This window comes from Chitinophaga sp. (assembly GCF_019236475.1).
In the GTDB taxonomy this organism is placed as follows: Bacteria; Bacteroidota; Bacteroidia; order Chitinophagales; family Chitinophagaceae; genus Chitinophaga.
The window spans coordinates 605,419-618,176 of sequence record NZ_JAFAIX010000004.1 but is presented as its reverse complement, the minus strand read 5'-3'; the positions used below and the strand labels follow the sequence as shown (position 1 = coordinate 618,176).

Sequence of the window (12,758 nt, the reverse complement as noted above, 5' to 3'; positions counted from 1 at the left end):
TAGGAAATTTCGAAGGAGCCACTAGACGGAGAAGCTAGCCTGCGTCATTGCGCGGGCTCTTCTTTGTGCGTGCTCAAAAGGTTTCCTACAACCGCCCGATCGCGACATCGTAAGAGTCCCGCGCATATTTTTTTATTTATATTGCACGTGACTGTTTTTTTTACCTCAAAACCTGCAATTGATGGCGGATTCCGAAACCCAAAGAGCAACTGTCACTGGCAGCCTCCCCGATGATAACTTAACACGGGAGCAATTATTATTATCCATGTATGCCCTCAGTCATACCTTGCAAAATAAACTGAGCAACATTTTTGCAGCTTGGAACAATTACCGGCTGGCCCCCTCCAATCCGGCCGAAACCCTGGAAGAAATTATGATCCAGGTACAGGCAATGAAAACACAGGTAAATAATATCTACCGGTTTTCAAAACCACAGGAAGATAACCTAGTAAAGGATATCTGTAGTATCGCGGACTATTGCAGCACTGCCTTCTCCCATTATCGACAACAGGCAGAACTTCAACACCGCACCCTCACAACTTCTTTTTTCCCTAAAGGAAGTATCTACACAGATACCTCTCGACTAGACCTCATCCTGGATAATGTTTTTTCCAATGCGATCAGATATGCTCCCATCAACACAAATGTGCACATGGAAGTAGCATTCTTCGCTGGAGTACTCATGATGACTGTCACCAATCAATTCGATCATTTTCCAGAAGATAGATTACAAGATATTTTCCAACCCGCCGTGCAACTGGACCATCATCACACTGGCTGCGGACTTGGCCTCTACATCTGTCAGAAAAATATACAATTGCTAGGCGGTACTATCAGTGCCACCTGCACACCACAAACATTTAGCATCGCGATCAGACTGCCGGCAGTCTGATCTCTAAATATTTATAAGCACCATAATCAAACAAATACCTAAACGCACATTCGATTGTTATACGTATGCTCGCTGTTTCTACAGCGCGCTTTTCTACCTCCGTTTTCCGGGAGGTAAATTCCTGCATCGCCGGCCATTCCTGGCCGGCTGCTTTTTTTAAAAACAACCGAAAGATCTACCACACTAAAGACACATTGCTACAGGCGAAGTACTAAATAAATAGCATCTATTTTTGAAAAAAATACGCGAGAGATAATAGAAATTTCAATTCGATCATTAGTGTAACAAAATGAGTATGGTGCAGTAGTTGTCTCCCTAAAAATAGCTGCTGCTGCTTAATCCCAGACAGTACATGCTGATTAAAATGTCTCCAGCCTGTCCCCGTTTTGAATAATCAATCGTCATAATGATAAACATATCATTTTATGACAAAGAAAACTGCGCTGCATATTATTTCCAGTGCACGAGAAAGCAAATCCTATAGCAAGGGCCTGAGCTCAGCTATTATTGATACATTAATCAGGAAACAGGAAATTGATGTAGTCATGGAAAGGGATCTAACGAAAACAGCACCACCGTTTTTAGATGGCAATCTGATAGACGGTTTTTATAAGCATCCTGCTGCCTTAAATGAAGCCGAACAAAAATGGTTGACATATGCCGATGCAGTGGTGAACGATGTAAGGAATGCAGATATATTGGTGATTGGTACACCTATGCACAACTTTGGAATGTCCGCCTTATTAAAAGCCTGGATAGATCAACTGGTCCGCGTGGGCGTAACGTATGATTATGATGAAAATGGCGCCAGAAAAGGCCGCTTTAATGGCAAAAAAATATACCTGGCGATCGCCTCCGGTGGGAAATTAGAAAATCAGCCCGACTTCATTGCTGCCCACATCAAAGCTGTGTTTAATACCTATATTGGAAATACGGAAGTATGGACTTTCAGAGTAGAAGGCACTGCCATGCCCGGTTTTCAGGTAGATTACAAGGAGATTATTAGGGAATTGTAAATGCGTCTCCCACTAGCATAAAACAAAAAAGAGCTGCTTTTCAGCAGCTCTTTTCAGAGGTTTCAAGCGGATTCGAACCGCTGTACGAGCTTTTGCAGAGCTCTGCCTAGCCACTCGGCCATGAAACCTTATATTTGCAATGTTACTATTTTTAACCCGTTTAGCAACATGCTGTTTCGTTGTTGGGATTGCAAAAGTAGGAAAATTCTGATAACCACCAAATATTATTTAAAAAATATCTAAAAAAATATTTTGATAATAGGTCAGAACATATGAATATTGGGCTCTGAATAAGAGTTTGAAACGAATTAGTGAAAATAAAAATTTATAAAATGGATAAACGTATTGCTGAATCAGAACTGATTATTAATAACCGCGGCGCCGTATATCATCTCGATGTAAGACCTGAAGAACTGGCACACACCATCATCACTGTTGGCGACCCCGACAGAGTTCCTGCTGTTAGTCAACACTTCGATAAAATTGAAGGTAAATTCCAACACCGCGAATTTGTGACACATACCGGATATATCGGCAATAAACGTTTATCTGTGGTTTCTACTGGTATCGGTACAGATAATATCGATATCGTTTTCAATGAACTGGACGCACTGGTAAATATCGATTTCAATACCCGCCTGGTAAAAAAAGACCTGACCTCCCTGCAAATCATTCGCCTCGGTACCTCCGGCGCTTTGCAAGAGAGCATTCCGGTAGATAGCTTCGTGGTTTCATCCTACGGTCTTGGCCTGGACAACCTCATGCCTTACTACGCTTTCGAAACAACAGAAGAAGAAAAACAACTGCTGGAAGCTTTCCGAGGTCAAGTAGCCCTGCACCCTGGTAGCGCTAGTCCTACCATCTTCGCAGCCGCGAACTCCCTCTCCAGCCACTTCGGAGAAGGTTTCCATCATGGTATCACCGTTACCTGCCCTGGCTTCTACGCCCCACAAGGTCGCGTACTCAGAGGTACTCTCTCCAATCCTAACCTGATTGATAACCTCACCGGATTTTCGTATAATCATCACCGTATTACCAACTTCGAAATGGAAACTTCTGGTATCTACGGTATGGGACGCGTACTCGGCCATCAATGCCTCTCTGTGAGCGCTATTGTTGCCAACAGAATTCGCCAGGAATTCAGTAAAGACGGCGGCGCTGCTGTGTCTAACCTGATCAAAAAAGGCCTGGAAATTATCGCAGCGATATAATACTTAACAGGAGCCATTCCCCACAATGAGGATGGCTCCTTTATATAACCATTTGATATTTTGCATGTCCAGGATATCTAAATTATATTTGTGCTCATGAACCAGATTCATTTCTATAAATACCAGGGCACCGGCAACGACTTCGTTATCATGGACAACCGCGATGGTCAGTACAATTGGCTGACAGACGAACAAGTGCACGAACTCTGCGACCGCCGCTTCGGCATTGGCGCAGACGGACTTATGCTGCTCAATAACAGCGAAGATTACGACTTCGCGATGAAATATTATAATGCTGATGGCCGCGAAGGTACCATGTGCGGCAATGGCGGCAGATGCCTCGTGGCATTCGCCCATAAAATGGGTATCGGCAACGGTTCACTCTCCTTCATCGCAGTAGATGGCCCCCACGAAGCCACCATCGATGGCGATAGCTGGGTCAACCTTAAAATGCAGGATGTAGATGATGTGGAACATGGTCCCCTCTACTTCTACCTGAATACCGGCTCCCCTCACTTCGTGAAATTCGTAGACGACGTTCAATCCACAGACGTTTTCGACGAAGGCCGCAAAATCCGCTACAACGAAAGATTTGCTGCAGTGGGTACCAATGTCAACTTCGTTCAACCTTATGAAGATGGTATCTTCGTTCGTACCTACGAAAGAGGCGTGGAAGATGAAACCTACTCCTGCGGAACCGGCGTTACCGCCGCTGCACTGACATTTGCTGGAAAAGAAGAACACGAATATGTTGTACCTGTACAAACTTTGGGCGGACAACTGGAAGTAAAATTCACCAAAACCGGCGAACGTAGCTTCGAAAATATCTGGCTCTGCGGCCCTGCGACCCTCGTTTTCGAAGGGCAAATGCAGATCCGATAAATCCGTGTCTCCCTCCCTTTCCTACCCACCTAATGATCCAGTATTTCAAAAATATTGATGCAAAAACAGTGGCAATCCAGGCGCCGGAAGATGGCGCCTGGATTAATATTACCCCCCCACTGAAACAAAGCGAATTCGATCAACTGTCTGAAGAACTGGACATCCCACTGGACTTCCTCACGGACTCACTCGATATCGATGAAAGATCCCGCTATGAGCTGGAGGATAAAGTTCGCCTGATCGTCATCAAAACACCTACAGAAAATAATGCTGTTACCGATAGCGATGCCTTTTACATCACTATTCCTATCGTTATCATTCTGACCCACAACCAGATTATTACGGTCAACTCATTCGATAATACTGCAATTAAGAAATTCCTCAATACCTTCCATAACCGCTCTCCAGAGAAAAGGAATATGATGGTGCTGAAGATCTTCGAAAAAGTAGTAGTCAACTTCCTCGACTATCTCAAGGAAATCAATCAGCGCAGAAACATGCTGGAACAGAAATTGTACGATTCCAATCGTAACGAGGAACTGCTCGCCATCATGCGTATCCAGAAAAGCCTGGTATACTTCGTCACTGCCCTGCGCAGCAACGAACTGCTCCTGATGAAACTGGAACGTACCAATTTCCTCGGCCTCAATGAAGATGAAAAGGAATTCCTCAACGACCTAATCGTTGATACTTCCCAAGCATTGGAAATGGCCAACGTTTACACCAATATCCTGAGTAGTACCATGGATGCATTTGCCAGCATCATCTCCAACAACTTGAACGTGGTGATGAAACGGCTGACATCTATCACCATCGTACTCACTTTCCCTATGCTGGTGGCCAGTATCTACGGTATGAACGTGGATATTCCCTATCAGCATACCGTTCACGCATTTTATATCCCCATCATGCTCTCCCTGGCAATATCAGTGATTATTAGCTGGTATTTCATGAAGAAAAGATGGTTCTAGCTTTCTGATATTATGACAACAGGTTTCAATGTCCGGGTATACGGCATCATGATCAATGAGAAAAAACAAGTCCTCGTCAGCGATGAATACATCCGCGGTGGCTACTATACAAAATTCCCAGGCGGTGGCCTCGAATTCGGAGAAGGTACCCTAGAATGTATCGTGCGAGAATGGCAAGAAGAACTAGGACAAGATGTGAAAGTAGTGGAACATATCTATACCACTGATTTCTTCCAAATCTCTGCTTTCGATAATGTAACACAGATTATCTCTATCTATTACCTCGTTACACCTGTATCTGCGTTTATAGCGCCTGTGATCACGGCACCTTTCGATTTTGAAGTTCCCGAAGGTACAGAGGAAATGGAAAGAGCCAGATGGATTGATTGGGAAGACTTCTCTTCAAGTGCTGTCACTCTCCCCATCGATAAAGTGGTGGCGGATATGGTGAAGAAAAAATATTAATAGGCAATACACTATCAGGAGTTCATCATTGGGCAGTTTACATCAAAATTGCCCCAAAAGGGATGAAGGCAAAATCTCCTTCCTGTCGTCCCGGCCCGACGGGCCGGGACGACGAAATAATAAACAAAAGGGATTGACGTCGTAGACGTCAATCCCTTTTGTTTTATCTGCAATACTTTATGTTAATCAACATTAACCGGCGCCACCAACGGATGCTCTTTCCCCATGGCCGCCGCTTTCATACGCGCCGCGGTTTCATGCCCCAGATACTTGTTAATCCTATGTTCCAAGAAATAAATCAATGGTGTCAATGCAATAGCCACCACTGCTTTATATGCATAATTGACCAGGCAGATAGCCAGCACTAGTTGCCAACTCCATCCCTGCCCTACTTTGAATGCGATAAACAATACGATAAAACTATCGACCAACTGAGATACCAGTGTAGATCCAGTGGCACGGAGCCACACATGCTTCTCACCAGTACGTTTCTTAATCCTATGAAACACGGTTACATCCACAATCTGGCTCACCAAAAAGGCGATAAGACTACCTAATATAATCCACATCCCCTGACCGAAAATACTATCAAAGGCAGTTTGCATATTCGGAATACCTTCTGTAACCCTGCTCCCTTTCCAGAATTCAGATGCAGGTACTTTGATCGCCACATAAAACATCAGAAAGGCATAAGAGATCAGGATAACTGCCGTATAAGAAATCCTGCGCACCGCTTTAGGACCATAATATTCATTGGCAATATCTGTCATAACAAACTCCAGCGGCCATAATAGCACACCTGCAGTAAGTGTAAGGGATAGTCCACTTTGTCCCAATAAGGAGAAGGTATGTACCGGAAGACCAAACAACGCTTCCAAAGAGAATAACTTTCCGCCTATACATTCGGCTATGAGGGCATTGGCAACAAAAAAGCACGAAAAAGCCAAAAACAGCTTCGTCGGCTTATCATTCAACATATTTTTAATCATCAGAAAGTTATATAAAGTTGTACGATGAGTATTGCTAGATTCAGCAAATATACCCACGGTGGCAAAGATTTCCACTCAATTTTTTTCAGTAACAACAATAAAGCTACTAAAACACTGACAACCAGGTTAACCGGGAATGCAATCCCTACTCCCAACACCAGGATGTGCATTAACAACGCATCCCACTCATGATTATATGCCGTAATGCGGAGGATTTCGCCGATAATAAAGCACACATTGCAGATAAACACAAATTTTAATAGAAAACGTATCCAGCGCATATTGAAATTTCGGATAAATTACAGTTATTTTTGTTTCTTTAAAACTAAATCCAAAATATCCGATGAAGCAAAACTGGCTAAAAGCCATACTACCACATCTGGCAGCAATAGGAATCTTCCTGATCCTGGCTACAATTTACTGCGCTCCAGCAATGGAAGGCAAGGTTGTAAACCAGTCGGACATGATGAACGTGCAGGGAATGGCCAAAGAAGCGAAAGACTATTACCAGCAGACAGGCGATATCCCACTCTGGTCTAACAGCATGTTCGGGGGAATGCCCACCTATGTGGTTTATACCGGCCCTAATGCCAACAAGATAGCTTTTCTCAATAAAGCTGTTTGCCTCTTTCTGCCCGACCCTATTAACATGCTTTTCCTCGCCATGATATGTATGTATATCCTGGCATGCGTACTCAACATTAAATATTGGATCCGAATTGCTGGGGCAATAGCATTCGCATTCTGTACCTATAATGTGATTTTGATTGATGTAGGGCACGTCACTAAAATGTACGATATCGCCCTGATGCCAGCCGTTTTTGCGGGTATCCTACTCACTTATCGCGGTAAATATTTCAGCGGCGCCGCCCTCACCATGGTAGCCACCGCGCTCTTTATCTATAATAACCACCTGCAAGTGATCTACTACACTTTCATTTGTATCGTGTTTGTAGTGATCGCAGCGTTTATACATTTCTATAAAACAAAACAACTTTCCACTTTCATAAAAGCATCTGCTATCCTTTTGGTAGCAGGTGTAATGGGGGTACTGCCTTCTATTAATACCCTGCTAGTAACACAGGAGTATGCAGAGTACACCATGCGTGGTAGCAAATCCGAACTGACCATCCACTCTCCAGAAGAATCAGGCGGCGCTAAAAAAGACACCAAATCTACTGGTCTGGATATCGATTACGCATACGATTGGAGCTATGGTATAAAAGAATCCTTCACTTTCCTGATCCCAGGCTATGCAGGTAACGCTTCCAGCGCCAAACCAGGCGTAGGTTCCAATACCTATCAGGCACTGGTGAAAATCGGCGCCCCAGAAGCACAAGCAGAACAAATCCTGCAACAGGCGCCTTTCCCTATGTACCACGGCGATCAGCCTAAGGGTACCTCTGGTCCGGTATATGTAGGTGCTATCATCTGCCTCCTTTTCGTACTGTCGTTACTGATAGTTCGCAGTTGGCATATCTGGTGGCTGATTCCTATCACGATCGTAGGTTTTGTACTGGCATGGGGCAACCACTTCATGATTGTAAACGAATTCCTTTTCTACCACCTCCCTTACTACAATAAATTCCGTGCCCCTGCTATGGCATTGATTATACCGTCTTTCTCTTTTGTGGTGCTGGCTATCCTCGCATTACAAGAGGTGGTGGATGGTACTCTCGGTACCGCTGTATTGCTGAAAAAACTGCAATACGCTACCCTCGCTACTGCAGGTGTGGTGGTAGTATTTGGTATCGCTGGTAGCTATACCATGAACTTCACCAGCCACCACGATGCAGGACTGCTCAGCAGCTTCAGTCAATATTTCGGTGGCGAAGAAAACGCTAAGTCGATCATACGCGGACTGGAAAAAGACCGTGCGGACCTGATGCTGAAAGACAGCTTCCGCTCCCTCCTCTTTATCGCCATCGGCGCAGGTGCACTCTGGGCATTCCTGAAAAACAAAATCAATATGACCGTACTGGCAGTAATTACTATTGGCGCTATTACGATCGATCTCTGGCAACAAGACAAAAAATACCTGAATACAGACAGCTTTGTAGACGATTCTACTTTCATGGCTGAACTGCAACCTACTGCCGCCGACCTGGAAATCAAGAAAGATCCAGATCCTTATTACCGCGTATGGAACCTCACCGCTCCACTCGATAATGCGGCTCCTTCTTACTTCCATAAAAACATCGGTGGTTACAGTCCTGCTAAACTGTGGATTTACCAAGATATGCTGGATCATCTGCTCGTTCCTGCTTACCAGCACATCGCTTCCGGTAAACCTCAGCCACAGGATATGCGCATCCTAGACATGCTGAACACCAAATACCTGATCTTCCCTGGCCAAAACGGTCAACTGGTAGCTCAACGCAATCCAGAAGCATACGGTAATGCGTGGTTTGTAAAAGGTATCGTATATGCACCAGATGCGAATACTGAAATGAAAACACTCGGCTTCCTGAATGTAAAAGACAGCGCTGTAGTAGACAAACGTTTCGAACCTAAACTGGGTGGTTCCTTCCAACCAGTAGCCGATACCACTGCCAGCATCAAACTGACTAAATACGGCCTGAATAACCTGGAATACGCTTCCAACAACAGTCAGGAAGGTTTCGCAGTATTCTCCGATATCTGGTACCCTGCGGGCTGGAAAGCATTTATCGATGGTAAAGAAACAGATATCATCCGCACCAACTACGCACTGCGTGGATTGAAAATCCCTGCAGGCCAGCATAAGGTAGAAATGAAATTCCAACCGCAAACTTTCTACAAGACGGCCACCATTTCATATATCTCCTCTATCCTCGTACTGCTCATCGCTGCAGGTGGATTCATCTGGCAATATATGAGCGACAAAAAGAATAAAACTGCTTAATAAAGCAAAATACTCACATCTGTCGTCCCTGCCCGCTGGGCAGGGACAACGAAAATAAAAGAAAAAGGAATTGAAGTCTCCGGCTTCAATTCCTTTTTCTTTTATTTTTATCATACTGCTTGGTAACTTAAACCCAATAATAATCAGCTCTTTCAGTACTTATTAATTAATTTGCTGCCCTAAATCCCCTTCATCTATGAAGAAATTCTTACTGAGTAGCACTGTTGCATTTTCTCTCGCACTCTCTGTAAAAGGGCAGAGCCAGGTACCACCATTACAATCCGTTTTCGAAAGTGGAAATAGCATTAATGCAGACAATAAATTTCTGATCTTAAACAGACCTACCTCCAACTCTTTCCTCGGTTTAAATTGGCAAACCAATCAGGTGAACCATTTCTTTATCGGGCAAAGAGAAATCGGAGACAATAATTTTCACATCTATAGCTATGGTACACAATCGGATGCACTGACAATAAATATAAATAACAGCTTTGTAGGGGTCGGGACCATGAACCCACTGGCAAATCTCCATATACAGAAAACATCCACACAACCGGCAATAATGATTGGCGGCAACTATGCCCGTAGTCCCAGACTACAGGTCTTCGGATTAGAGATAGATCCACAAGCCTGGATGGGCTTAGGTACCGATATGGATAATGGCCCGTACGAATATAGTGTATACTTTCCTTCAGCTGCTGGAGGAAGATTAACATTCGGTGACTATAACGGAACTGCCTATACAGTGAGAATGTCTGTTTTAAATAACGGAAATGTGGGCATCGGTACCTCCACGCCCAAATCTAAATTGGCAGTAGCCGGAACGATAACAGCGCAAAAAGTGAAGGTAACCATGACTGAGTGGCCAGACTATGTATTCCAGGAGAATTACCCATTGCCATCTCTAAATGACCTTAAACAATATCTAAATACGCATAAACACCTCCCCGATATGCCTGCTGCAGCAGAAGTAGAGCAGAACGGCCTGGATGTCGGAGATATGAATAAACGTTTATTACAAAAAGTGGAAGAGCTGACTTTATATCTCCTCCAACAACAAGAGGAAATCACAGCGCTGAAAGCCAGATTACAAAAAGTGGAGAACAGATAATTATATCACTCACATCTGTTGTCCCTGCCCGCTGGGCAGGGACAACGAAAAAGACAAAAACCGTAAGTAACATCTACTACAGACGTTACTTACGGTTTTTTGATTATAATACTGTATCGACTATTATTTTTGTGTGGAAACCTTTATAGGTCCTTGCGCATTTGAATGGGATGGACTAGCACTATAAGACACGGTATTATCATTATACCAGAAATAATACGTGCCATCAGTAGAACTACCAACTGCCTTGATGTCTGAATACTGCTTACCAACTGGTACAGTATAAGCCAAACCATAATAGTACTGTGCCAAATTGGAGGTTCTGCCTACAGAATAAGTACCATCTTTGTAATAGGTATAGATGTCATCATTTGCCTTGTTACAGGTGATGCCCACAATATCATTTACTGTTTTATTATATGGCAGGGTAAAAGGACGATAATCATCAAATGGATTGCTGTTAAAATCATATCTGTCTCCATTAGACACCATTCCATTCTTATACCATGCATAGTAACGGTTATGGCTGGAAACGGTAATAGTGATAATCTGATCTCTGGTCAGCTTGGAATAAGCTACATACGTGGTCGTTGGACCATATGTAGTAGCCAGCGTTCCTCTGGTAACTTTACCATTTGGATGGTAGTATAAAACGCCGTCGTCACTGCCAAAATCCATACCTACTAATTCAGAAAGATTTCCCGCTGATACCTCGGTCATATCTACACGAGGATACATTTTGTTGATCGTTGCGATATCACCGGCAGAGAAAACCTGGGAAGGAATAGTAGAAGGCATTTTACTTTGCATGAGTGAATTCACATCGCCGGTAGCATAGCCGTAATCGTAGTAGGTTTTACCCAAACCATCTGAATGCGGCATGCCTAGAATATGTCCCAACTGGTGCGCCAGGAAATAAGCTTTCTGTTTAGTAGTATAAGCTGCTATAGTAGCGTTGCAAGTATTGATCGAAATACTATTACCTACTCTGCCATCTCCAGTAGGGAAGTTGGTGATAGCAGTAGTGCCGGTATAATTACAATCAAAGGCAATTTCAACCTCGGTAGGAGCCGGATCTGTATATAACATGAAGGTTACCAGAGAGCCCTTACTGATCAGAAAACTATTCCAGTAGCCAATAGCCCCTCTGGCAGCATTCAACCATTCCCCACTCAGGTTGCTTGCCTTGATTTTGATCGTACGAACAATGTTGGAAGATGCCTTCAATGGACTCAGAGCGTGCTTTGTACTATCCTTGCTCTCCTCAAATGGGAATGAGGCAAATAAATTCGATAAGGTAGTCTTCGGAAGGAAAATGTCGCCATCAATAATATCTCCTTTAATCTGAGTACTATCAATCCCTAATGTCTTCTTGTAGAAATAAGCCAGTGTATCACCATGCGTTTTGGGAATCTCAAATTTTGGCGGAGTAACAGGTGGTTCTTTGTCAGGATGTCCAGGATTACATGCTACCATGACAATAGGCAGAAACGCAGCCGACAGTATACTGCGTAGGTTAATTTGCTTCATAGTTGGGATATTCGTTTAAAAATAATCCCCGCAAAATAGAGAATCTATTTAATATTTCTTCGATACTATATATCTACCTGCGATGTACAGATGATGCAAAAAATTAGAAATCTTCCCATAATGATGGCTCAATATCTGGTAACGCTCCTTCCATGCCAGTCGCTGACGCTGCTTGGATGTACCGCCCACACGGAAGCCAGCCACCACCAGGCGGGTATTACAGGCCACTTTGGTCTGTTTCAGCACCTTGATCATCCAGTCAATATCTGCACTCACTTTGTAACGTAAATCATATGGAGGACAAATGTCTCTCTTAACAATAAAAGCCTGATGGGACACCACCATGCCATGTTGCAAGCTTTTCCAGTCCAGATTTTCAGGCACTTTCTGAGGGGTCAGCTCAGAACGCAAACCCAACGCCTTCCCCTCCGCATCCAAAAACATGGCTTCTCCATAATACACATCCGCATGATCACAACTCGCAATCATTTTCTCCAATACCTGCGCATCCAAAAAGACGTCATCGGCATTCAGAAAATAAACATAATCGCCGGTAGCTAACTGCAAACCCTTGTTCATAGCATCATACAGCCCCTTATCTTTCTCGGAGAGCACCTTCATAGAAGATGAACGATATCTCTCCACCACTTCCATCGTCTTATCCTTAGACGCACCATCCACAATGATATGCTCAATATGAGGATACGTCTGCGATAACACACTCTCAATGGTATGTGCAATATATTTTTCAGCATTATAACAAACAGTTATAATGCTGATAACCGGTGAAAATCGTTTGTCCGTCAC

Annotated in this window: 11 protein-coding genes and 1 tRNA gene; 8 read left to right on the top strand and 4 right to left on the bottom strand. The window is 43.7% G+C overall.

Annotation, left to right across the window (positions count from 1 at the left end; translation table 11 throughout):
* Nucleotides 1-181: 181 nt before the first annotated feature.
* Together JO154_RS06555 and JO154_RS06550 are read left to right on the top strand one after the other, a co-directional pair.
* A complete protein-coding gene (locus tag JO154_RS06555) occupies nucleotides 182-892 on the top strand; it encodes a HAMP domain-containing sensor histidine kinase (protein WP_291942989.1) in 711 nt (236 codons plus the stop codon).
* 425 nt (nucleotides 893-1,317) lie between these two features.
* A complete protein-coding gene (locus JO154_RS06550; protein ID WP_291942987.1) occupies nucleotides 1,318-1,908 on the top strand; it encodes an NAD(P)H-dependent oxidoreductase in 591 nt (196 codons plus the stop codon).
* 57 nt (nucleotides 1,909-1,965) lie between these two features.
* Here the strand turns inward: JO154_RS06550 and JO154_RS06545 are convergent.
* Nucleotides 1,966-2,036 (bottom strand) — tRNA-Cys (locus JO154_RS06545).
* Between the two features lie 204 nt (nucleotides 2,037-2,240).
* Here JO154_RS06545 and JO154_RS06540 point away from each other — a divergent pair.
* The 4 genes from JO154_RS06540 (at nucleotide 2,241) to JO154_RS06525 (ending at nucleotide 5,437) form a co-directional block, all read left to right on the top strand.
* Nucleotides 2,241-3,119, top strand: a complete 879-nt coding sequence (locus JO154_RS06540; RefSeq protein ID WP_291942985.1) for a nucleoside phosphorylase — start codon at nucleotides 2,241-2,243, stop codon at nucleotides 3,117-3,119.
* A gap of 96 nt (nucleotides 3,120-3,215) precedes the next feature.
* Nucleotides 3,216-4,001 (top strand): diaminopimelate epimerase, encoded by a 786-nt coding sequence (gene dapF, locus JO154_RS06535; protein ID WP_291942984.1) that lies wholly within the window; start codon nucleotides 3,216-3,218, stop codon nucleotides 3,999-4,001.
* Nucleotides 4,002-4,033: 32 nt separating this feature from the next.
* A complete protein-coding gene (locus JO154_RS06530; RefSeq protein WP_291942983.1) occupies nucleotides 4,034-4,972 on the top strand; it encodes a magnesium transporter CorA family protein in 939 nt (312 codons plus the stop codon).
* A 12-nt stretch (nucleotides 4,973-4,984) separates the two neighbouring features.
* Nucleotides 4,985-5,437, top strand: coding sequence for an NUDIX domain-containing protein (locus tag JO154_RS06525; protein ID WP_291942981.1), 453 nt, complete (start codon nucleotides 4,985-4,987; stop codon nucleotides 5,435-5,437).
* A 182-nt stretch (nucleotides 5,438-5,619) separates the two neighbouring features.
* Here the strand turns inward: JO154_RS06525 and JO154_RS06520 are convergent, their stop codons facing one another.
* Complete coding sequence (locus JO154_RS06520; RefSeq protein ID WP_291942980.1) at nucleotides 5,620-6,426, bottom strand: queuosine precursor transporter; 807 nt, start codon at nucleotides 6,424-6,426, stop codon at nucleotides 5,620-5,622.
* A 343-nt stretch (nucleotides 6,427-6,769) separates the two neighbouring features.
* Between JO154_RS06520 and JO154_RS06515 the strand changes: the two genes are divergently transcribed.
* Complete coding sequence (locus tag JO154_RS06515) at nucleotides 6,770-9,310, top strand: YfhO family protein (protein ID WP_291942978.1); 2,541 nt, start codon at nucleotides 6,770-6,772, stop codon at nucleotides 9,308-9,310.
* 196 nt (nucleotides 9,311-9,506) lie between these two features.
* Nucleotides 9,507-10,421 carry a hypothetical protein gene (locus JO154_RS06510; protein ID WP_291942977.1) on the top strand — a complete coding sequence of 305 codons (915 nt, stop codon included), beginning with the start codon at nucleotides 9,507-9,509 and terminating at the stop codon, nucleotides 10,419-10,421.
* Between the two features lie 123 nt (nucleotides 10,422-10,544).
* Here JO154_RS06510 and JO154_RS06505 read toward each other — a convergent pair whose 3' ends face one another.
* Together JO154_RS06505 and JO154_RS06500 are read right to left on the bottom strand one after the other, a co-directional pair.
* Complete coding sequence (locus tag JO154_RS06505; RefSeq protein ID WP_291942975.1) at nucleotides 10,545-11,951, bottom strand: hypothetical protein; 1,407 nt, start codon at nucleotides 11,949-11,951, stop codon at nucleotides 10,545-10,547.
* Nucleotides 11,952-11,999: 48 nt separating this feature from the next.
* A complete protein-coding gene (locus JO154_RS06500) occupies nucleotides 12,000-12,758 on the bottom strand; it encodes a glycosyltransferase family 2 protein (protein WP_291942974.1) in 759 nt (252 codons plus the stop codon).